The organism is Paenibacillus rhizovicinus, from assembly GCF_010365285.1.
Taxonomy (GTDB): domain Bacteria; phylum Bacillota; class Bacilli; order Paenibacillales; family Paenibacillaceae; genus Paenibacillus_Z; species Paenibacillus_Z rhizovicinus.
On the sequence record NZ_CP048286.1, the window covers coordinates 1,445,001 to 1,465,526 of the forward strand.

At 53.1% G+C, this 20,526-nt stretch carries 22 protein-coding genes and 1 other RNA gene (1 of these 23 cut by a window edge); 6 read left to right on the forward strand and 17 right to left on the reverse strand.

All coding sequences use genetic code 11. The features are described 5' to 3' along the window. From GZH47_RS06715 to GZH47_RS06740, 6 genes are all read right to left on the reverse strand, one after another. Window positions 1-878, reverse strand: partial view of an urease accessory protein UreD gene (locus GZH47_RS06715; RefSeq protein ID WP_225446386.1) — the 5' portion only. 10 nt of this gene lie to the left of the window's left edge; 878 of the gene's 888 nt are visible here — the first part of the coding sequence; the start codon lies at window positions 876-878; the stop codon falls past the left edge of the window. Next, window positions 826-1,554 carry an urease accessory protein UreG gene (gene ureG, locus GZH47_RS06720; RefSeq protein WP_162639369.1) on the reverse strand — a complete coding sequence of 243 codons (729 nt, stop codon included), beginning with the start codon at window positions 1,552-1,554 and terminating at the stop codon, window positions 826-828. Before ureG ends, GZH47_RS06715 begins: the two co-directional genes overlap by 53 nt. 84 nt (window positions 1,555-1,638) lie before the next feature. Then, window positions 1,639-2,355, reverse strand: coding sequence for an urease accessory protein UreF (locus GZH47_RS06725; protein ID WP_162639371.1), 717 nt, complete (start codon window positions 2,353-2,355; stop codon window positions 1,639-1,641). A 20-nt stretch (window positions 2,356-2,375) separates the two neighbouring features. After that, a complete protein-coding gene (gene ureC, locus GZH47_RS06730) occupies window positions 2,376-4,094 on the reverse strand; it encodes an urease subunit alpha (protein WP_162639373.1) in 1,719 nt (572 codons plus the stop codon). Beyond that, window positions 4,091-4,459: an urease subunit beta gene (gene ureB, locus GZH47_RS06735; RefSeq protein ID WP_162639375.1), complete on the reverse strand. Its 369-nt coding sequence runs from the start codon at window positions 4,457-4,459 to the stop codon at window positions 4,091-4,093. The genes ureC and ureB overlap by 4 nt, the downstream gene beginning before the upstream one ends. Window positions 4,460-4,479: 20 nt before the next feature. Further along, window positions 4,480-4,782 (reverse strand): urease subunit gamma, encoded by a 303-nt coding sequence (locus GZH47_RS06740; protein WP_162639377.1) that lies wholly within the window; start codon window positions 4,780-4,782, stop codon window positions 4,480-4,482. Between the two features lie 347 nt (window positions 4,783-5,129). Here GZH47_RS06740 and ilvD point away from each other — a divergent pair, with 347 nt between their 5' ends. After that, window positions 5,130-6,815, forward strand: a complete 1,686-nt coding sequence (gene ilvD / locus GZH47_RS06745) for a dihydroxy-acid dehydratase (protein ID WP_162356238.1) — start codon at window positions 5,130-5,132, stop codon at window positions 6,813-6,815. A gap of 95 nt (window positions 6,816-6,910) precedes the next feature. Here ilvD and GZH47_RS06750 read toward each other — a convergent pair whose 3' ends face one another. The 4 genes from GZH47_RS06750 to GZH47_RS06765 form a co-directional block, all read right to left on the reverse strand. Further along, on the reverse strand, window positions 6,911-7,804 hold the full coding sequence (locus tag GZH47_RS06750; RefSeq protein ID WP_162638437.1) for an IS3 family transposase: 894 nt from the start codon (window positions 7,802-7,804) through the stop codon (window positions 6,911-6,913). After that, a complete protein-coding gene (locus GZH47_RS06755) occupies window positions 7,744-8,073 on the reverse strand; it encodes a helix-turn-helix domain-containing protein (protein ID WP_162638436.1) in 330 nt (109 codons plus the stop codon). The genes GZH47_RS06750 and GZH47_RS06755 overlap by 61 nt, the downstream gene beginning before the upstream one ends. A gap of 118 nt (window positions 8,074-8,191) precedes the next feature. Next, window positions 8,192-8,500: a zf-HC2 domain-containing protein gene (locus tag GZH47_RS34590; RefSeq protein WP_404823764.1), complete on the reverse strand. Its 309-nt coding sequence runs from the start codon at window positions 8,498-8,500 to the stop codon at window positions 8,192-8,194. A gap of 151 nt (window positions 8,501-8,651) precedes the next feature. Further along, a complete protein-coding gene (locus GZH47_RS06765; RefSeq protein ID WP_162639381.1) occupies window positions 8,652-10,082 on the reverse strand; it encodes a polysaccharide deacetylase family protein in 1,431 nt (476 codons plus the stop codon). A 228-nt stretch (window positions 10,083-10,310) separates the two neighbouring features. On the opposite strand from GZH47_RS06765, the gene GZH47_RS06770 reads away from it, so the two are divergent. After that, complete coding sequence (locus GZH47_RS06770; RefSeq protein WP_162639383.1) at window positions 10,311-11,435, forward strand: AI-2E family transporter; 1,125 nt, start codon at window positions 10,311-10,313, stop codon at window positions 11,433-11,435. A 20-nt stretch (window positions 11,436-11,455) separates the two neighbouring features. Here GZH47_RS06770 and GZH47_RS06775 read toward each other — a convergent pair whose 3' ends face one another. The 3 genes from GZH47_RS06775 to GZH47_RS06785 form a co-directional block, all read right to left on the reverse strand. Continuing rightward, a complete protein-coding gene (locus GZH47_RS06775; protein ID WP_162639385.1) occupies window positions 11,456-13,279 on the reverse strand; it encodes a peptidoglycan D,D-transpeptidase FtsI family protein in 1,824 nt (607 codons plus the stop codon). A 149-nt stretch (window positions 13,280-13,428) separates the two neighbouring features. Next, window positions 13,429-14,337 (reverse strand): glutamate biosynthesis transcriptional regulator GltC, encoded by a 909-nt coding sequence (locus GZH47_RS06780; protein ID WP_162639387.1) that lies wholly within the window; start codon window positions 14,335-14,337, stop codon window positions 13,429-13,431. A gap of 61 nt (window positions 14,338-14,398) precedes the next feature. After that, on the reverse strand, window positions 14,399-14,977 hold the full coding sequence (locus GZH47_RS06785; protein WP_318653415.1) for a rhomboid family intramembrane serine protease: 579 nt from the start codon (window positions 14,975-14,977) through the stop codon (window positions 14,399-14,401). A 144-nt stretch (window positions 14,978-15,121) separates the two neighbouring features. Between GZH47_RS06785 and tpx the strand changes: the two genes are divergently transcribed. Beyond that, window positions 15,122-15,640: a thiol peroxidase gene (tpx, locus tag GZH47_RS06790; RefSeq protein ID WP_162639391.1), complete on the forward strand. Its 519-nt coding sequence runs from the start codon at window positions 15,122-15,124 to the stop codon at window positions 15,638-15,640. A gap of 71 nt (window positions 15,641-15,711) precedes the next feature. Here the strand turns inward: tpx and GZH47_RS06795 are convergent, their stop codons facing one another. From GZH47_RS06795 to GZH47_RS06805, 3 genes are all read right to left on the reverse strand, one after another. After that, the gene (locus GZH47_RS06795; protein ID WP_162639394.1) at window positions 15,712-16,104 is read right to left on the reverse strand and encodes a DUF1499 domain-containing protein; all 393 of its coding nucleotides are present in this window, start codon (window positions 16,102-16,104) and stop codon (window positions 15,712-15,714) included. A 96-nt stretch (window positions 16,105-16,200) separates the two neighbouring features. After that, window positions 16,201-16,382: non-coding RNA, 6S RNA (ssrS, locus tag GZH47_RS06800), on the reverse strand. 48 nt (window positions 16,383-16,430) lie between these two features. Beyond that, on the reverse strand, window positions 16,431-17,231 hold the full coding sequence (locus GZH47_RS06805) for a YesL family protein (RefSeq protein ID WP_162639396.1): 801 nt from the start codon (window positions 17,229-17,231) through the stop codon (window positions 16,431-16,433). 180 nt (window positions 17,232-17,411) lie between these two features. Here GZH47_RS06805 and GZH47_RS06810 point away from each other — a divergent pair, with 180 nt between their 5' ends. Further along, window positions 17,412-17,507 carry a YjcZ family sporulation protein gene (locus GZH47_RS06810; RefSeq protein ID WP_162639398.1) on the forward strand — a complete coding sequence of 32 codons (96 nt, stop codon included), beginning with the start codon at window positions 17,412-17,414 and terminating at the stop codon, window positions 17,505-17,507. Between the two features lie 88 nt (window positions 17,508-17,595). On the opposite strand, the gene GZH47_RS06815 is transcribed toward GZH47_RS06810, so the two are convergent. Continuing rightward, window positions 17,596-19,212, reverse strand: coding sequence for a degradosome RNA helicase CshA (locus GZH47_RS06815; RefSeq protein ID WP_162639400.1), 1,617 nt, complete (start codon window positions 19,210-19,212; stop codon window positions 17,596-17,598). 141 nt (window positions 19,213-19,353) lie between these two features. On the opposite strand from GZH47_RS06815, the gene GZH47_RS06820 reads away from it, so the two are divergent. Then, window positions 19,354-20,178: a YitT family protein gene (locus GZH47_RS06820; RefSeq protein ID WP_162639402.1), complete on the forward strand. Its 825-nt coding sequence runs from the start codon at window positions 19,354-19,356 to the stop codon at window positions 20,176-20,178. 152 nt (window positions 20,179-20,330) lie between these two features. After that, on the forward strand, window positions 20,331-20,525 hold the full coding sequence (locus tag GZH47_RS06825) for a hypothetical protein (RefSeq protein ID WP_161697648.1): 195 nt from the start codon (window positions 20,331-20,333) through the stop codon (window positions 20,523-20,525). Window position 20,526: the final 1 nt, after the last annotated feature.

A 20,526-nucleotide genomic window follows, 5' to 3' on the forward strand; every position in this document is an offset into this window, starting at 1 on the left:
AGCTTCAACGGCTCCAGCTGCAGCAGATGCAGTCGAAGCGCCGACCAAGCCGCCGCCAATCGCTCTTGCAGCACCCAAGCCGCTTTGCCGGCTGCCATTACAGACAGACCATGCTTATACGTCAGCGAAACGCCCCATGTAACCGCCTGTCCTTCCCGCTCCGGACAAGCCACCAACGCTTCGCGAACGATTTCCGCTTCACGTGCGCCGATTCGATCGGAGAATGCATAGAATAAGCCGGTATGCGTCATGTCGGACATACACCCCGGGGCCGATAGCTGCTGCAGCGATGGCTGAATCCACTGATTCTGCGCATAGATCAACTGGTCCTGATAATACACATTCAATTTATTCCGAAACTCACGGTAAGCGAACAGCTCGCCTCGCAACGTTCTCCCCGGACAAACCACTTCCGCCCCCATCCATACGGCTTCCGGCGACAACCGTACTTCCGATTCGCTGAAGAATGCGGAGTCTCGATAAAGCATGAGGGGTTCCGGCATCGATTCTACGACAGCCCCATGCCCAAGCTCAAACCACTGGCTCATAGACGCACCTTCACCGTTCTCGCTTGATGGATGCACTTTCGTAAACGACTGATTCGTCAAATAGACATGCGCGTCTTCTTCCACTTGCCATTGAAACTCATAGCGGTCGCCGGCAAGAAGTCCCGGTGAAACGTCCATCACGATGACGCCGAGCTGCCCGCCGCCGAGCGGAAAAGCTTTTGCTATTTTGATCGGCGCCGTATGATATTTGGCTGTCAGAACCGTACCGTTATCCCGCTTCTGAAAGGAGGCCCGCAGTGTCGATATGCGAAGCGCGCTACGCGAGACGGTGATGGGCTTCATCATTTGGATGGCCGTGCTCGTGGTCATGATGATGGGCAATTCCGTGCGCATGGGCAAGTTCATGTTCCAGCCAAGCAACGATCCGGTCCACGTTAACGCCGCCATACAAGTTCGAGAATACGTAAGGACGGTCGCCGCGCATCCGTTTCGTGTCCTCTTCCATGACCTGTAAGCTCGCGCCGACATGAGGAGCCAAATCGATTTTGTTCACGATCAATAAATCGGAACGCATGATGCCGGGGCCGCCTTTGCGAGGGATCTTCTCCCCTTGCGCCACGTCGATGATATAAATGAACCGATCCACCAGCTCAGGGCTGAAGGCTGCCGCCAGATTATCGCCGCCGCTTTCTATGAAGATCAAGTCCAAACCTTCGAAACGGCTCGTCAATTCTTCAACCGCCTCAAAATTCATCGACGCGTCCTCCCGGATCGCCGTATGCGGGCAGCCTCCCGTCTCAACGCCGATGATGCGTTCTTCCGGCAGTACGCCGGTTGCCGCCAGAATGCGCGCGTCTTCTTTCGTATAAATATCGTTCGTTATGACGGCGATGCTGTATTTCTCGTTCAGCGCACCGGCCAAGCGTTCGACGAGCGCGGTCTTGCCTGACCCTACGGGACCTCCGATGCCGATACGGATCGGTCTGGAACGATCCAACGTCGGCTGTTCCCATTCGCGGTGATGATGACCTTGTCCTTGACACATAATACATTCCTCCTCAATAAAGTCGGGATTGCGTCGTATCTCGTATATCGCATTGCATGCCATGCAGTGTCCCATAACAAAGAACTAGGACATAAATAATCGCGAATACAATTGTTCGTGGCGGATCATCGCAATTTCGCTAAGCGGCATATTCGTATGGGCATCCTCGGGCTGTAGCGACTCAACCATATGCCATGCAATAGCCGCACGCGGCGTCAACCGGGCAATGACGCTCTGACCTTCCGTCTGCCCGATCGGCATCAGCCGCAGCGCACTGTTAATGCAAGTGACGATGCAGCCATACAAATATCCCTGTACCGCTTGTTCCAGCGATATCCCGAGGGAGCAGCATGCGTATCCAAAAACAAGCGGGTGCGTAGCCAGACAATCTCCTTCCCGCAATCCTTTGGTCAGCGGCCTCCAGTCCAACTGTGGATATACGGCTGCAAGCAGCTGCAGAAGCCGACGCCCCATTTTCTCAACGCCGCTTCGGGTTTCCATGGCCGCGCGCTGCAAATGCACGAATCTCTCTACCTGCCATAGCGAGTTCCACGCCCCGATCGGCACGTCGCGGTAAACGGCTTTGACAACCATAACATCCGCCGTAGCCCAGCTCTGCATCAGCATCGCCGAAACGTAAGCCTCAAGCTCTCGGCTCGTCCTGAGCGCACCTTCCTGAACTAGCGTTTCCAGACCAAAGGAATGCGAGAAGCCTCCGATCGGGAGCGCTGAGTCCAGCAACTGCTGTAAGGCAAGCCAGGGAACGATTCCCGTGTTCGACGCTCCCGCGTCATCCCTCATTACATCCCCCACCTCTTCGCTCAAAACAAGAAGTACCGCTGCGCCATCGGCAGCACTTCAGCCGGTTCGCAGGTTGCCGGGACTCCGTCGACTTTCACTTCGTACGTTTCGGGATTCACTTCGATGACAGGCGTAGCGTCGTTATGGATCATATCCTTCTTCGTAACGCTGCGGCATCCGCGAACAGGCTCGATCCGTTTCGCAAGCCCCAGTTCCTGCGCGATTCCACGGTCATAGGCTGCTTGGGAAACGAACGTAATGGAGGTACTCGCGACAGCCTTGCCAAACCCGCCGAACATCATCCGGCCGAAAACCGGCTGCGGCGTCGGAATTGATGCGTTTGGATCCCCCATTTGTGCATAGGCGATCATCCCGCCTTTCAGCACCAAATCCGGCTTAACGCCGAAGAACATCGGGCTCCAGACAGCCAAATCCGCGACTTTACCCCGTTCGATCGAACCGACCAAATGCGAGATGCCATGTGTAATCGCAGGGTTGATTGTATATTTCGCAATGTAACGTTTGATGCGGAAGTTGTCTGCCTCCACGGACGTATCCGGTGCTAGCGGCCCGCGCTGCTTCTTCATTTTGTCAGCGGTTTGCCAGGTACGGATAACGACTTCGCCGACGCGTCCCATCGCCTGGGAATCGGAGCTGATCATGCTGAACACGCCCATGTCATGCAAAACATCTTCCGCTGCTATCGTTTCCGGGCGGATCCGCGAATCAGCAAAGGCGACATCCTCTGGAATGCTGCTGTCCAAGTGATGGCAAACCATCAGCATATCTAGATGTTCTTCGATCGTGTTCACCGTGAACGGCCTGGTCGGATTCGTTGACGAAGGCAGTACGTTCGGCTCGCCTGCTGCACGAATGATATCCGGCGCATGACCGCCGCCGGCCCCTTCGGTATGATAGGTATGGATGGTGCGTCCTTTGAACGCCGCCAGCGTGTCTTCAAGGAAACCCGCCTCGTTCAACGTATCTGTATGAATCGCCACTTGTACATCGTACCGATCCGCCACAGCCAGACAGACATCGATTGCTGCCGGTGTCGTCCCCCAATCCTCGTGCAGTTTGAGCCCGATCGCCCCCGCTTCCACTTGCTCGATGAGCGGTTCCTCGAACGAAGCATTGCCTTTACCCGTAAACCCCATATTCATTGGAAAAGCTTCGGCGGCCTCCAGCATGCGGCGCATATGCCACGCGCCTGGCGTGCATGTCGTGGCGTTCGTGCCGGTTGCCGGACCCGTACCGCCGCCGATCATCGTCGTCACGCCGGAGGATAGCGCCGTTTCGATTTGCTGCGGGCATATATAATGGATATGCGAATCGATGCCGCCGGCAGTCACGATTTTGCCTTCACCGGCAATGACTTCCGTGCTCGCGCCGACGATCATGTTCGGCATCACGCCGTCCATAATATCGGGATTGCCTGCTTTGCCGATGCCGACGATAACGCCGTCGCGAATGCCGATGTCTGCTTTCACGATGCCCCAGTGATCAATGATCACTGCATTCGTAATCAAGGTGTCCAGCACGCCTTCGCTGCGAAGCGCGCCGCTGGACTGCCCCATGCCGTCACGGATGACTTTGCCGCCTCCGAATTTGCATTCATCGCCATACACCGTGTAGTCATGCTCGATTTGCGCCCATAGTTCCGTATCCGCAAGCCTAACGGAATCGCCGGCGGTCGGTCCGAACATCGCCGCATAGCTGTTGCGGTCCATCTTGCTCATGGCCGAACTCCCTTCCACAACGACAGACGAGTCCGGACGTCTTCCGGCATATCGCCCCGCAAGGCAGGTCCGTTCGTCAACGCATTTGATCCGTAGGAAAGCTTGCGCCCGCCAAGTTCAACAAGCTGAACGGGCTTCTCTTCGCCTGGCTCGAACCGGACGGCCGTTCCCGCGGGGATATCAAGCCGCATGCCGAACGCTGCCTCCCGGGAAAAGGAAAGCGCGCGATTCGCTTCGAAGAAGTGGAAATGCGAGCCGACTTGTACCGGACGGTCGCCCGTATTAACAACGATGAGCCGCGCCGTCTCACGGCCCGCATTCAATTCAATATCGCCGGAAGCGATACGGTATTGCCCAGGTATCATGGAATGCCTCCTCTTGAGCGTTAAGGTACGGGATGATGAATCGTCACCAGCTTCGTTCCGTCCGGGAAAGTAGCTTCCACTTGAACCTCATGAATCATTTCCGCCACGCCAGACATCAGTTGATCGCGTTTCAATATCGTCGTGCCATATTCCATTAGCTGCGCGACAGTCTTTCCATCGCGAGCGCCCTCTAAGATCTCGGAGGTAATGAGTGCGATGCTTTCCGGGTAGTTCAGCTTCACGCCGCGGAGCAAACGTCTGCGCGCCAAGTCGGCAGCAATCGTAATGAGCAGTTTTTCTTTCTCGCGTTCAGTCAGCTGCATGAAGCACCTCTTCCTATTGTTATGTATGACCGTTTAATGCCAACGCTTCAAAGATGGCATCATGATGAGAGAAATGAAACATTAACACCTTCTATTATAACGGTCGTCGATAGGCAAGTAAATCATTTATGTCATATTTACTAACATCGTATGAAGGGTAATTCGACCATATCAATCATACCTCACGAACTCGTGTCACATTTTGTCGAATTTAACCTCGGTTTCTTATCTTAAATGCCCGTTCTTTCCCACCCAATGAGGAGCTTTAAACGCCCCGCTGCGCTGGTCATTCCTAGTGTGATGTGATAGACTACTTTGTATTGGACATACATTTGGGAGGTACTGAAATGGCTTCAAAAAAGATGCGTTCCGACATGATCACCAAAGGTTTCGACCGCGCTCCGCACCGTAGTTTGCTGCGTGCAGCAGGCGTTAAGGAAGAAGATTTCGGCAAACCGTTCATTGCGGTCTGCAACTCGTACATCGATATCGTTCCGGGCCACGTCCATTTGCAAGAATTTGGCAAAATCGTTAAGGAAGCGATTCGCGAAGCGGGCGGCGTTCCGTTCGAGTTCAACACGATCGGCGTCGACGACGGCATCGCGATGGGCCATATCGGCATGCGTTATTCCCTCGCGAGCCGCGAAATCATCGCCGACTCCGTGGAAACCGTCGTCAACGCGCACTGGTTCGACGGCATGATCTGCATCCCGAACTGCGATAAAATCACGCCGGGCATGCTCATGGCTGCCCTTCGCATCAACATTCCGACGATCGTCGTCAGCGGCGGTCCGATGAAAGCCGGCCGTACGAGCGATGGCCGTGCCATCTCCCTTACTTCCGTCTTCGAAGGCGTCGGCGCTTTCATGTCCGGCAAGATCGACGAACAGAGCCTCACCGAGCTCGAGCAATATGGTTGCCCGACTTGCGGTTCCTGCTCCGGCATGTTCACGGCGAACTCCATGAACTGTTTGTCCGAAGTGCTCGGCCTCGCCCTTCCAGGCAACGGCACGATCCTAGCGGTCGCACCGGAACGGGTTGAATTCGTTAAGAAATCGGCTCGCCAGTTGATGGAATTGATCAAGCAAGACCTCAAACCGCGCGACATCGTCACCAAGAACACGATCGACAACGCGTTCGCGCTCGACATGGCGATGGGCGGCTCGACGAACACGGTTCTTCACACGCTCGCTCTCGCGCACGAAGCGGACATCGAGTACCCTATTGAACGCATCAACGAAGTCGCGAAGAAGGTGCCTTATTTGTCCAAACTGGCGCCGGCTTCCGATCACCATATCGAGGATCTGCACAACGCCGGCGGCGTCAGCGCGATCATCAACGAATTGTTGAAGAAAGACGGCGCGCTGTTCGGCGACGAAATGACGGTATCCGGCAAGACGCTTCGCGAGAACGTGGCAGGCTGCGAAATCCTCGATCATTCCGTTATCCGTCCGATCGACGATCCGCATACCAAGGAAGGCGGCCTATCCGTCATGTTCGGTAACTTGGCGCCACGCGGCTCGATCATCAAAGTCGGCGCGGTCGACAAATCCGTCGGCGGCTACCATCGCGGACCGGCCATCTGCTTCGACTCCCAGGAAGAAGCGCTGTCCGGCATCGCGAACGGCAAAGTCAAAGAAGGTCACGTAGTCGTCATTCGTTACGAAGGGCCAAAAGGCGGTCCCGGCATGCCGGAAATGCTCGCCCCTACGTCGCAAATCGTCGGCATGGGCCTCGGCACTAAAGTCGGTCTCATCACCGACGGCCGTTTCTCCGGCGCGTCCCGCGGCATCTCGATCGGCCACGTATCCCCGGAAGCGGCAGAAGGCGGCCCGATCGCGTTCGTCCACGACGGCGACATGATCGAGCTCGACATGAATAACCGCACGATGACGCTCGAAGTGAGCGACGAAGAACTCGAACGCCGCAAAGCCGAATGGCCGGGCTTCGAGCTCAAGATCAAGCGCGGTTACCTGGCTCGTTACGCCGCGATGGTCACGAACGCCAGCCAAGGCGGCGTCATGAAAATTTAACGAACCGTTACGCGGTTGAAACCTTAATAAAAGCCCTGCGTATGACTGTTTATCAGTCTGGTCAAGACCCCATTTAGTGGACATTGGAAAAAGCCCTAGGCAACAAGCTGACGCCGGTATTCGACCGGAGTCAGCTTGTTTAGTTTTCGTTGAGCCCTATCTTCATTGTAAAAGCGGATGTATTCCTCAATTCTTCTTTGTGCCTCATCGATGGATCGTATATCATAAGGGTAGAGTGCTTCTACTTTCAGATGAGAGAAGAAGCTCTCCATTGAGGCATTGTCATAACAATTGCCTCGGCGTGACATGCTGATTTGGGCGCCAACCTGTGGCAGCATGTCGTGGTAAGCATGGGACGTGTACTGGCTTCCTTGATCGCTGTGAACGATCAGCCCAGTCACGTCTTTATGTTTTTCAAACGCCTTCCTAAACGTCTCTAGCACAAGCGGATTGTCATTGTGACGACTGATGTGGTATCCGACGATTTCGTTGTTCCACAAATCCTTGATCGCCGATAAGTAAATTCTCTCATCGAATACGCGATATTGCGTCACATCTGTTACCCATTTTTGATTGGGTTTATCCGCCTTAAAGTTTCTTTGTAACATGTTTGCTGCTATTCTGCCATCTGAAACAGCTGCTTCGTAGCTTGTTCGATGTACATATTTACGACGTATAATCGCTTTTATGCCAAGCTCCTGCATCAAGCGTAATACTTTCTTATGGTTCACTATGAGGTCATATTGACGAGATAGCTCATCCTGTATGCGGCGGTACCCTACGGTCTTGTCGCGCTGTTCGTAGATGGCTTTGATTTTGTTCTTCAGATCTTCATCAGGATCGTGGTCTTTACGGTTTAGATAGGAGTAGTAACCACTTCGACTGATCCCCAGATATGCACACAATTCCTTGACAGTTCGTTTACTTTTCAACTCGTCGATGACGATGTGTTTGCTTTGCAGCCCTCCCGATTCAAGATTTGTAACCACTTTTTTAGCACCTCAACCTCCATGTAGAGCCGCTTGAGCTCACGTTCTTGCTTCGTTTCATCTCGATGTGGGTTACCTCGTCTGTCCTCGAATGCAGAGACTCCCTTTTCGCGATACTTCCTCATCCAACGCTTCACTCGATCCTTATCCTGAATTTCCAAATGTGCTGTAATCCGACTGTAACTCCAACGTTCCTCAACATGCAGTCGAATAGCCTCAACCTTAATCGATTCCGGATAATGATGAAATTTTTGTCCTTTAATCGCCATAAAAAAGCACCCCCTAGAATTTCATCGGATTAACCTAGGGGTTTTTCCAATGTCTATTCTAAGGGGTGCACTGCAAGTCCATCATGCAGGGCGTTTTTTTGATTCGAGCCATCTCGTTTCAAGTCATTCGCAGGATAACAATTGTCGTAGCGAGCACAAGCAGTAGAATTACCGTAATGAGACCTCTTACGATCCAATCAGGTCGCAGCTTTACGTTGGCATCGGACGGCGAGAAATCGCTAAGGAACATGTGTACGTCGGCAATAAATCGCCGGCACTCCGAGCATTGTTCCAAGTGAGCTTCGAACGCAGCGCGACTATCCTCGCTCAAGCCGTCGTAAATATAGGCTGCCGAATCATTGCAACTTACATTGCTGTTGACCGCCGATCCGGGGTTAGATTCTGGCTGTACATACATATGAAGCATCCCTTCGGTATTTAGGACTGAATAATCTCATATTACCTGTTTTTGGAAGAAATTCAATTCCAATTCATACAAATGAATAGCGCTTGACAGCGGCAACGAGCGGCAACGAGCGGCAACGAGCGGCAACGAGCGGCAACAAAACAAATGCCGCTCAGGGAGTAAACTCCCTAGCGGCATTTGAACTTTCAAATGAAACATGCGTAATCTCGTCTCCGCCGTCTCGATGGACACTGCCATCGAAGCTTTCGGCGCGTTTCTTTCTTGCGGCAGCCTGCTCTTGCTGCGAATGGACTCCGGCTTTAGCTTTATTCCAGAACGTCTCCATCGACATGGCCACGATGCTCGGCGTCAGGCGATGGGATTGCTCATGAATACGTTGTTTCCCTGCCGGATTCAATACACGGAGCAACAGCTTCAGATAAATACGGGTCGACGTATCAAATAGGCCTTTCGGAATCGGTAACACATCGAAGCCGAATTGCTCCACGCCTCTGTTAATCATGCTTACGCCGTAAATCCCTTTCGCTGCTCGAGCGGTTTCGTCCGACTCAAGCTTCCGCGCCAGGAGTGGCATCGCCTTCTTCGTTTCACGGATCAGCATAACGGCCAACTGCATCATCGATCGGGATTCCATCATCATTTGCGACAGCTTCTTGTTGTCGAAATGAATTTCTACAACCGGATCCTTATCGTTAATCGCCCTGCCGTCCGAAAGCTCCAGCGTCTTGCCGTGATAAGGGATGACCCGATAATAGAACACGCACGCTTCGGAAACCGATTTGACGCGGAAGACGATATGAAAGAGCCGTTCCCAGCCCATCCAGCAGGCGACGACGGCCCGTTTCGTCCATCCGATCGAAGGCTTGGCTTTCTTGCCGCCGTCAGTTAAGGCGATCATGTCCGTAATATGTACGAACTTGTACCCTTTGGCTTGGCCGGCCTCCATGAAATATTCCAACGCGCCGAGCATGTTCGCGGGCGCATCCTGGTCCGCTCCGAACGTTGATCCGCAGTCATGAAGCAGCAGCACTTCGCCCGGCCGAAGCTTCTTCATCATCCGCTTCTTCAAACGTTCCGTGCCGACGCGTTTGCGCCAATCGCCAAATAACGCCGACCATAGTATAATCTGGAGATAGCCCAGATTCGAGAAGTCGAACAGGTTGACGATTCCCCACGGCGGACGGTAATACAGGGAACGCGTACCCGTTGCCCGTCTGATGATTTCCGACGTGCGATGAATCTGTTTCTTAACCGTTCGAGGACGCATGAGCCAGTTCGTTTTGTGCACGTAATTATGAATGCCGATTACATGTCCTTCATCGTGCATCCGCTTCAGAATCTCAGGATGCCGTTCCGCATGAATGCCGACGACGAAGAATGTCGCTTTCGCGTCGAAACGCTTTAATAAATCAAGCAGCTGCGGCGTATAAACCGGATCCGGTCCATCATCGAACGTCAGCGCGATTTCGTGCTCCGCCCGCCCTCGTTTGAATACGCGAAAGCCGAATGTACGGCTGACCAAACCGGGCAAAAACGCATAAAACGTCAAAAAATAAAAGCCCCACAGCAGGAAGTTTTCCATGTCTTGTTTTCCCACCACCTCTAATTTCAAACCTTGTACGTCCATGGAAGAGGGAGTGCCATGTGCCCAATGACTATTGACTCCATCCATTGTACCATAGCCCTGCAGAAATCGGCTACGTATGTTAGAGTAATCATTGCGCTGGCGAATTAACGATGCATTAAACAACGCTTTTTTAGGAAATAATGGTATTCTATACTAGAATAATAGATTGTAAAGGAGTGCAATATGCTTTCTTTCTACCGCAAATATTGGCGCACCGCATTCGATATCGCGCTGATCGTCGTCACAGTCTGGCTGATCATGTATGTATTCAGCTACATGTACCGCATCGCAACACCGATTTTCCTTTCGTTTATCATTTATTTATTCATTGAACCACCTGCTCGTTGGCTTTGCCGTCTCGGGATGAAGAAGTCGATCGCCTCCGGAATATCCGTACTGGTATTTACGCTGGTCATCGTGGCCGCTTTCGTCGGCGCCGGTTATATCGTCACCTCGCAAATCTTGGGACTCGCGGACAAGCTTCCGACCTACCAGCATCTGCTGGTCGACCAATTTCAATCGAATACGGGCAAGCTTCAGGAACGCATCTCGGGCCTGCCGCCCGATGTCGTAGACAAGGCCGAAGAAGTGATCGGTTACATCACCGATTGGGGCAGCGACATCGCCATCCAATTCCTGCGCTGGCTCGGCAGTCACTTAATGTCGTTCTCCACCTTTATCATTAACTTCTCAATTGGGATTATTCTCGCTTATTTTCTCAGCCTGGAAATTAATGATTGGAAGCGGCTCGCCCAAGAGAAAACGCCTAACACGTTCAAGCGGGCTTTTAAATTCCTGCGCGAAAATGTGTTCGTTGGCATTGCAGGCTACTTAAAAGCGCAAGGAAAGCTGATCAGCATCACGTTCATCGTCATTTTCGTCTCGCTGTTGCTGCTTAAAGTCCCAAATGCCTTATCCATCTCGCTGCTGGCTGCTTTCTTCGATGTGCTGCCGCTGCTCGGAGTAAGTACCGTATTTATTCCTTGGATCATTTACTTGTTTATTGTCGGGAATTTCTCGCTTGCGATCTGGCTTTCCGCGCTCTTGCTGCTCGTCGTGCTGACGCGGCAAATTCTAGAGCCCAAAATCACCGGCGATACACTCGGCGTTTCGGCTTTCACGATGTTGGCTTTCATGATTATCTCCCTATCGATCTTCGGGGTATCGGGCGTTATATTATCGCCGATCCTCATGATCCTGCTGAAGGCGCTGTACGATCAGCGATACTTCCACCGCTGGATCCATTCCCCCACGGGGGAGTTCGAGAATGCCACGAATCCTTATAACGAGTCGGATTCCATCTCATGATGGAACCGGCTTTTTCTTGTTCACCCTCCGTCCGCAAGAACGTCCATAACGCCCCGGAAAAGCTTGGTCGCTTGGTTGGAGGTATGGAGCCCTCGGTTCTCGGACAGCACCGCAACGGCATATCGGGGCGATCGCAGCGGCCCATAGCCGATGAACCACTGGTTTAACAGCTCCTTTCCCTGCCAGGTTACTTGCGCAGTCCCCGATTTGCCTGCAACGGACCATTTGCCGTCGCTAATGCTCTGTCCCGTTCCATGATCCACGACCGCCTGCATGCCAGCCAAAATCGCGTTCGCCGTCTGCCGTCCAATCTGACCATAACGCGAAGGCCAGGTTTGACGCGGCAGCTTAGCCAGCAGTAGACCGTTCCCGTAGCGAATGTCGCTAACCAGTCTCGGTTCTTGCACGACACCTCCGTTCAGCAATGTGACGACAAGATTAGCGGCCTGAAGAGGCGAAATGCGTACATCGCGCTGGCCAATGCCCGTTTGCGCCAGCTGTCCGCCGTCTCGAGAGATTGGAAACGGCGCAAACACATGTCCGCCCTCCTCTTCCGGCAGCAGCCTCAGCGGCTTAGGGAAGGGCGCAAACGCCGCTTCGCTTGCCCAGCCAACTTGCTCCCCGATGCCGAGCTTCTCTGCGGTCACGTATAACGTCCGCGCATCCATCCGTTCCGCCAGCCGAGCGAACACGACATTGCAGGAACCGGCTAGCGCGTCCTGCAGCGTCAGCTCGCCGTGACCGCCCCTTTTCCAGCAGTGCAGGCCGTATCGCCCGTAATCCCCGTTGCATTGAAACCGTTCATTCTCGCTCGTAATATGCGCTTCCAATGCCGCCGCTTCCGTCACGAGCTTAAAGACCGATCCCGGCGTCGCCGCCCGCACGGCATGGTTTACATAATCCTGATCACTGCCAGCAGGCTTGTCCTGCGGAAGCTGCGGCCTGGAGACCATCGCCACGATATCCGCATTGCGCGCGTCCAGGACGACGACGGCTCCTTCCTGCAGCCCCTCCGCATCGACATAGCGCTCCAGCTTGTTTTGGATCGCGAGATCCATCGTCGTATTCACCCGCACCGGATAATACGGATTGGAAGCGCTCGTCAGCCGCCAATCCAAGCCACGCATCGGCTTGTTTGCCCCATCCGTGAAGTAGGAGACGGTCGTCGGTCCTGTGCCCTGCAGCAGCCGGTCAAGGGAACGCTCCAAACCGGCGCCGCCGGTTTGATCCGAAAGCTTCATCGTTCTTTCCTTTAATCGCTTATCATAGTCAACCGCTAGCAGCTCCGGATGCTGGCTAATATAGCCGATCGCATGCTTAACCGTTATGCCGTCCGGGTAACGGCTGCGGTACGGCAGAATGCGCACGCCGTTCAACCGAAGAGGACGAATGGCATTCAGCTGCTGTTTCGACAGTTTAAGCGGTATCCGTTCCCCGTCCCGATGCCAGAATGCCGGCTCCTTCAGTGTCTGCATCCACTGTTGCAGGTGATCGGGCTGTACATGCAGCGCGGAAGCCAGTGCTTTCAAGTCCGCGGCATCACCGGCGATCCGCGTTCGCGACTGCGCCTGCAGCGGGAATACCACAAGCGATTCATACGTTTCGCCTGTCAATGCAAGTCCGTTGCGATCGAAGAAGTCTCCGCGCCCGCTGTCCAGCACGAGTTCCCGCTCGCGCTGGGCGACGGATTCCGACTTCAAGTGCGCGATATCGGCGCTGACCGTTTCGGCCGGCGACAGCTGCAGCCAGGCAAGCCGCAGCAGCATGCCAACCAATATGAGACTCATGCCAAGCACCAAGCCGAAAATCCGCCTTTGCCTTGCTCTCCGCCATTCTTTGCTCATCTCAGCCGCGCCTCCGCATCCGAACTAAAGTCTACTCGAATTCCATTATCCCCCTGCGGATGTCCCTTCAATCCTGAAACAAAAAAGCCTGGCGCAGACCCTTTCGGTCCGCGCCAGGCTATATGTAGAGCGCACTATATACGGTTTGATTACAACCGGTTCTTCGCTTCCACGAACGCAAAGAAATCAAGGAGGAATCGTTGAAACACTTTGGCGACGAGCGGCAGCTTCTCGTTGGACCGGTAGATGAGCCCGATCGTGCGGGTGACCCGCGGCGATCGGACGCGCACCTTCGCCGGCTGCAGCTTGCTGGAGCCGTGCAGCGCCATCTCGGGCAGCAGACTGACGCCCATGCCGGCGGCAACGAGGCCGCGGATCGTATCGGTCTCCTGGCCCTCGAAGCCGATAATCGGCGTAAAGCCCGCTTCCTTGCAGGCATCCCAGACGATCGGCCGGAGTGAATACCCGTCGCTGAAGAGCACGAACGGTTCCTCCTTCAGCTGGACCAGGTCGATGAACGCTTCATCAGATAGCGGATGGCCGGGCGGTAAAATCGCGAACAGCTCTTCCGTCAGTACCGTCTGACCCGTGACATGCGCATGCGTTTCCGGGCAAGGCGAGACGAACGCAAGGTCAACTTCCCCCTTCATGACGTCCTGAATGAGCGAAGGGTAACTGCCCTGCTTGAACCTGAAATTGACGTTCGGGTTCTGCTTGCGGAACGCGGAGACGACCTCCGGAATGAGCGAGATGCCCAGGCTGTGCGGGAATCCAAGCCGGACTTCCCCTTTCTCGGGGTCGAGAAACTCCTGGATTTCCACGACCGCCCGCTCCAGATCCGCCAATATCACTTCCGCCCGTTTCAGGAACAACGCACCGACTGGCGTCAATTGAAGATTGCGTCCCTTCTGCAGGAACAGCTTGGCGCCCAGCTCTTCCTCCAGCTGGTGGATTTGGCGGCTTACGGCCGACTGTGCCACATGCAGCTCCTCCGCTGCTTTCGTGACATGCTCCCGTTTTGCTACTTTTACGAAATAATACAATTGTCGAAGCTCCATGTCGTCCCCTTTTCCTCAAAACCGGCGCTTCGCGCTTCGGCGTTCCTTCCGCAAGCTGCTGCTACCTTCTATATCGTCCATTCTGTTTCGAAATCCAATATCCGTCATAAAGGTAGAACAGCACGAAGCCCGCTAACAGCCCGCCGAAATGCGCCCAGATCCCGATCCCCGGCACGATAAGCGTATAGATGACGCCGAAAATCAATATCGTGTACACTGTCTTCCGCGAATCGGGATCCAGCGATTTTTTCATCAAGGCAAGGAACAAATACGCACCGAACACCCCGTAGATCGCACCGGAAGCACCGGCTCCCGCGGTCGAACGCTCGACAATGGCGCTGAACAGATTGCCTGCGATACCGCAAAGGAGGTAGAACACCGTATACTTAACATGGCCAAGCAACCGTTCCAACGGCGGGGCGAACACGAGAATGCTGAACATGTTGAAGAAGATATGCTCCAAATCCAAATGAAGGAACACCGCGGTGACGTAACGCCAAGGCTCGTTCAGCGAGAAATAATTATCGCCCGGCGCACTGTAGAAGAAACCGTGATTCAACAACCGTTCGTTCAAAAACAAGTGATCCGCGGCAAAAACGAGAATGTTGATGGCAATGATGGCGGCCGTGACGGGAAACATGCGCAAATAGCTCCTGAAGCTTTCATAACGCAAAAAAATCATGGCGTTCTCCTTCCTTTACGCACTCCTCATTGGACAACGGTAATTCATTATGCTTATAATTATTTGGTAGAAACCAATTCCATTCAAGGAGGCTATTTCATAATGACACAAGAACGTACAAGCGTTTCGACATTTAAAGGAAACCCGCTTACTCTGATCGGTCCAGAACTCAAGGTTGGTGACCAAGCACCCGATTTCCAACTGAACAAATCGCTCGTTGACGTCGTTTCCTTGAAGGACTTCGCCGGCAAAGTAAAACTGATCAGCGTCGTGCCTTCCATCGACACAGGCGTTTGCGATGCGCAAACTCGCCGTTTCAACGAAGAAGCAGGCAAATTCGGCGACAACGTCACGATCCTTACGGTCAGCGTAGATCTTCCATTCGCGCAAGCCCGTTGGTGCGGCGCTGCAGGCATCGATAAAGTTGTCCTGCTGTCCGATTACAAAAATAATAATTTCGGCGAAGCTTACGGCGTTCTGATCAAAGAATTCCAGCTCGACATGCGCGCCATCTTCGTGATTGACGCTAATGACAAGATTCAATACATCGAAGTACTCAGCGAAATGACGGAGCATCCGAACTATGAGAACGCTTTGAACGCAGTGAAAGCACTCGTATAAAGGAAAGCTGCATTGCTCTCTTTCATTACAAAAGCGAGGACAGGGATTCCCTTCCTCGCTTTTTCCCGTTATTATATGCCGCTCGTTTTATATTGAGCCAGCTTTTTGTCGAGCGTCCGGTAAATATCAAGAATGATGCGGTAGTTGGAACCTAAATCTCCGAAGGATCCGCGCGACGCGGAATAAATGTCGACCGCTGAGGTCACTGGGTTCACGTTGATAACAGAGACGGTAATATCCATCGTACGACCGGTCATCGTTCGTTTCTCCAACACGATTTCACCTACGGACTGCACTTCGTGTAGAATTTTGTAGCCTTGCATTTTTTTGAGTGTGGAGACAACTTCTTCCCACGCTTTTTCTCGGGATAGTTTGTAATAATGGGATTTCAGCATCGGATCTTTCGCTTTATCGCCAGTCAATTCGTGACTGCGCAGCAACCCGATTAGGGTCCGCTTCAACAAAGGTAATCTCCCCCTCCAACGTCTTCTATGTACGCTAAGAATTATCATAGCATAGTTTGTAACATAAAAAAAAGGGGTTGCCCCCTTTTCGTTAGTAAGTAACCCGCTATGCCGTCCGACTTGCTTGTTTCTGAACCCGCTCTCGCAGGTGGGTGGCCGCAGAAACGTTTTTGAGATCCCCTTTCGAGGGCTTGTCAGCCGCGTTTCGATTTAGTCTCCCTAAAAACAGCCATTGGTTCAAAACAAGTGATAAGCCGTAACGAACACGGCAGGATGTATTGCTATTATAGACCGATTAAGGCTAAAAGTAAACGTGACGACTGCCGTTATTTAATGGACGTATGACCGTCTTCTGTATTCGGCAGCATGATCGCCGCATCTTCCTCCAAGCGCTTGCGCTCTTCCTCGGCTTCCGCCTCCGCCGCTTTCTCCGCCTGCAGTTGCAGCTTCGTATAAATGCCGTAGAAGTTCCAGAAGGCAATTACCGCCACGAGGCTTCCCGTGAAGAACGGAACAAGGAACATCAGCTTAGGCGAGCTAAAACTGATATAGATGACAAAGCCGCACATGACAACCGTCGACAGCGATCGAAGCGGACGGCCGATCGTAATCAGCAGGGCATTCTTCAGCAGCTGCAGCGTTTTCATATGATAATGAACCAGCATCGAGAAGAAGTTCAACAGCGAGACGCCCACGAGCACGATCAACGCTACGAATAAGTAGGCTACGATGCCCCAAGAACCTAGATTGGACAAGTATACGCGGAAGTCCACGATGAGGATCGTAAAGAGAACCGCATACAAGATACCGCCGAGCATGGCTTGCTTATAGCCTTCCTTGTAGTTCTTGAAAAATGTTTTCAGCAGCGGCACGTCTACTTCTCCCATTACCCACTTACGCGCTACGCCAAAAAGTGCAGCGATTGCAGGAAATAGCGTAAACGGAGCAAGAATGCCCGCCAGAATCAAGTTGCTCAACACTTGATCGTTCGTTTCCGCGAACATTACCGGGAACAATACCAAAATAAATGGCAAGGAACATACCATCATAAGGATATTCGTCACGGACAAACGCATAATCCATTCCGAGATTTTGTAAAACCCGCCCATCATGCCCTTCATTTCCATTATTGCCGAGTCCTCCTAGCAAGCGATTTCATTTCGTCCTATGCTAACTATAATATAGGCGACCGGATAAGCCAACGCCCATTTTCGGGAATCTGGGCCGGAGTCTAAACGGCGATCACCTATATGAATACCATATTGTGTCGAGACCACCCAGATCGAATCATAAGGAGGCTGCCGCTAGTGAGCAATGCAGGTCATGGCTTGGGATCATCCGCCGCTATCATTCTCGTTCTGTTCATACTGCTCGTTATCATTACGAAAGGCATTCTTTGCTAAAAACAACCGCAACGCATGTCGAAATGAAAAGGGGCTTCCGTTTCTCCGATTGCTCGGTGAAACGGAAGCCCCGGTCTTGTCTTATAATCTATTCATCTGCGGAAGGGCGCGGACGACGCGGAGCGTCGGAACGTCCTTCGTTACGGCCTCTGTAGCCGCCGTCACGGTCGCGATCGCGGTTATAACCGCCGCCGCTGTTGCTGCTGCTGCTGCTAGAGCCGCTTGAGCTGCGGTTGCCGCCGTAGCCGCCGCGATTGCCGCCGTAGCTGCTGCCGCCGCCTTCGCCGCGTCCACGAGGGCCGCTGCCAGTACGGTTGCCGCCGCCGAATGGACCGCCGGAGAAACGGCGTCCGCTCGTGCGAACATCCGGTCTGCGTTTCTTCGCACGGATCGGATCTTCAGGCGTCAATTCAATATTCACGTCTTTCTTCTCGCCAGTGATCAGCTTAATAGCCGCGGCAAGCAGATTGACGGAATCGTATTGCTCGAGAAGCTGGATCGCAATGGCTTTGAACTCATGAACGGCGTCGCCGTCCAATGCTTCAAGAATGCGCTCAGCCGTTACGCGTTGTTTGCCTTCGATCGCTTCCGCAATGCTTGGAAGCGGCTTTTTGGCGATTTTGTGGCGCGTTACTTTCTCGATGAAGTGCATGTGATCAAGCTCGCGCGGCGTTACGAACGACCACGCCGTGCCTTCTTTGCCGGCGCGGCCAGTACGGCCGATACGGTGTACATAGCTCTCCGGATCTTGCGGCAAGTCGAAGTTGATAACATGCGTTACGCCGGAAACGTCGAGTCCGCGTGCCGCAACGTCCGTTGCAACGAGAACGTCGATGCTGCCGTCACGGAATTTACGCATGACCGCGTCACGCTGATTCTGGGACAAATCGCCATGCAGGCCGTCGGCCGAATAGCCGCGCTTCTGCAACGCTTCGCTCAGTTCGTCGACGCGGCGTTTCGTCCGGCCGAAGATGATCGCAAGCTCAGGGGATTCCATGTCGAGCAAACGGCTCAAAGCATCGAATTTCTGACGCTCGTGCACTTCGATGTAAGCTTGATCAATCGTTGGCGCGCTGACTTGTGTCGGAATTACCGAAACATGCTGCGGCTCTTTCAAGAATTGATCTGCCAGTTTGCGGATGTTAGCCGGCATCGTTGCCGAGAACAGCATCGTGTGGCGTTGTTCAGGCACCAGCGAAAGAATGGAAGTAATATCTTCCATGAAGCCCATGTCAAGCATTTCGTCCGCTTCGTCCAAGATTACCGTTTGAACGTCATCCAAACGAATGGTCTTACGGTTAATGTGGTCGAGCAAACGACCTGGCGTACCGATGATGATTTGCGGCTTCTTCTTCAATGCGCGAATTTGACGGCCGATCTCTTGACCTCCGTAAATTGGCAATGAACGTAATCCTTTGTAACGAGTAAGCTTCCCGATTTCTTCCGAGACTTGAATCGCAAGCTCACGAGTCGGCGTCATGATGAGCGCCACGATACGGTCTTCCGTTACTGGAATCTTGTTGACGAGCGGGATTCCGAAAGCGGCCGTTTTACCCGTTCCTGTTTGAGCTTGACCGATTAGGTCGGTACCGGTAAGCGCAATTGGAATGGCTTTGGATTGGATCGGGGTAGATTCCTCGAATCCAAGCTCCGTTATGGCTTGCAGCACTTTAGGCTCCAAACCGAATTCAGCAAATGTTTTCAAACTGTTTCAATCTCCTTCTATCTGCATCCTACAGAAAATATACAGTTCATTATAGCACAACTGTATTTCAGAATACCAGCAAGGACTAATAACACATACTAAGCGACAGTCTTGGCAACTAGATTTCGAGGTGAATCCGACATGAGAACGTCCAGAATAGCGGCAACGACACTTATCAGCGCCCTGCTGATCGCATACGGTTTCAATCAACTGCTCATTCCCCATAAAATGATCAGCGGCGGCGTCTCCGGGATCACGATGATCGTCGGCTACGCGACCGGCCTTAACATCGGCTGGCTTTATTTTATTCTAAACGTCCCCGTTCTAATCTGGGGATGGCGCGTACTCGGATTGCGGTTTGTCAGTTGGAGCTTAGTTGCCGTCATTGCGACAACTGTCTTCATGCAGCTCATTCCGGTTAAAGCGCTTGTAGCGGATTTGACGCTGGGCGCCGTCTTCGGCGGCGTTGTCGTCGGATTCGGCAGCGGGCTGGCGCTGCGGGCCGGCTCATCGTCCGGCGGCTTCGATATTATCGCCGCCATCGTGACGCGCAAACGGGATATCTCCATCGGGATGCTTATCTTCGTCCTGAACGGAACCGTCATTGCGGCGCTCGGCTTTCTGACAAACGATTGGGATGTCGCCCTCTTCTCCCTGCTTTCGATTTTCACCACGGGCAAGATCATCGACTTGATCCACATCAATCATGTGAAAATGACGGCGTTCATCGTCACCTCGCAAACCGAAGCGATGCGCGAGGCGCTTATTCCGCTGTATCGCGGCGTAACGGTCATTCGTACTCGAGGCGGCTACACGAATACAGAATACGATATGCTGATGACGGTGACGACGCGTTACGAGTTGAATGAACTCCGCAAAATCATTACCGCAACCGATCCGAAAGCATTCGTCAACATCGTGGAAACGGTCGGCGTCTTGGGCGACTTCCGCAAGCCGGCACTGTAATCCGGCCGTCCATAAACAGGCGGAGGCAAACATGGAATTTTGCAAGGAACACTAGGTTTTTCAAACTTCGGCTGTTATAATATAACTATCCCGTACAACAAAGTTTCGTGCCATACGTTTTACCCTCCATTACGATGAAAGGGTGATGCTTCATGGATATGGAAACGGTCAGACTCGTACAGATTGTGGAGAAGCTTGCACCTGAATTAGTGCCTTTCCTCACGGAACGGGAGTTGAATTTAAATATCGTTCTGCGGGATGGACTGGCATGGCTGGAACCGGAAGACGCGATGGAAATCGTACAGCAAAGTATTTGCGAGCACCAAAGAGAAGTGCTTTTGCAATAGA

Bases quoted from the DNA above. Each gene is read 5' to 3' on its own strand.
- ureG (WP_162639369.1), bottom strand. From the start codon at position 1,554: ATGTGTCAAGGACAAGGTCATCATCACCGCGAATGGGAACAGCCGACG.
- GZH47_RS06725 (WP_162639371.1), bottom strand. From the start codon at position 2,355: ATGAGGGATGACGCGGGAGCGTCGAACACGGGAATCGTTCCCTGGCTT.
- ureC (WP_162639373.1), bottom strand. From the start codon at position 4,094: ATGAGCAAGATGGACCGCAACAGCTATGCGGCGATGTTCGGACCGACC.
- ureB (WP_162639375.1), bottom strand. From the start codon at position 4,459: ATGATACCTGGGCAATACCGTATCGCTTCCGGCGATATTGAATTGAAT.
- GZH47_RS06740 (WP_162639377.1), bottom strand. From the start codon at position 4,782: ATGCAGCTGACTGAACGCGAGAAAGAAAAACTGCTCATTACGATTGCT.
- ilvD (WP_162356238.1), top strand. From the start codon at position 5,130: ATGGCTTCAAAAAAGATGCGTTCCGACATGATCACCAAAGGTTTCGAC.
- GZH47_RS06755 (WP_162638436.1), bottom strand. From the start codon at position 8,073: ATGGCGATTAAAGGACAAAAATTTCATCATTATCCGGAATCGATTAAG.
- GZH47_RS34590 (WP_404823764.1), bottom strand. From the start codon at position 8,500: ATGCTTCATATGTATGTACAGCCAGAATCTAACCCCGGATCGGCGGTC.
- GZH47_RS06765 (WP_162639381.1), bottom strand. From the start codon at position 10,082: ATGGAAAACTTCCTGCTGTGGGGCTTTTATTTTTTGACGTTTTATGCG.
- GZH47_RS06770 (WP_162639383.1), top strand. From the start codon at position 10,311: ATGCTTTCTTTCTACCGCAAATATTGGCGCACCGCATTCGATATCGCG.
- GZH47_RS06775 (WP_162639385.1), bottom strand. From the start codon at position 13,279: ATGAGCAAAGAATGGCGGAGAGCAAGGCAAAGGCGGATTTTCGGCTTG.
- GZH47_RS06780 (WP_162639387.1), bottom strand. From the start codon at position 14,337: ATGGAGCTTCGACAATTGTATTATTTCGTAAAAGTAGCAAAACGGGAG.
- GZH47_RS06785 (WP_318653415.1), bottom strand. From the start codon at position 14,977: ATGTTTCCCGTCACGGCCGCCATCATTGCCATCAACATTCTCGTTTTT.
- tpx (WP_162639391.1), top strand. From the start codon at position 15,122: ATGACACAAGAACGTACAAGCGTTTCGACATTTAAAGGAAACCCGCTT.
- GZH47_RS06805 (WP_162639396.1), bottom strand. From the start codon at position 17,231: ATGGAAATGAAGGGCATGATGGGCGGGTTTTACAAAATCTCGGAATGG.
- GZH47_RS06820 (WP_162639402.1), top strand. From the start codon at position 19,354: ATGAGAACGTCCAGAATAGCGGCAACGACACTTATCAGCGCCCTGCTG.
- GZH47_RS06825 (WP_161697648.1), top strand. From the start codon at position 20,331: ATGGATATGGAAACGGTCAGACTCGTACAGATTGTGGAGAAGCTTGCA.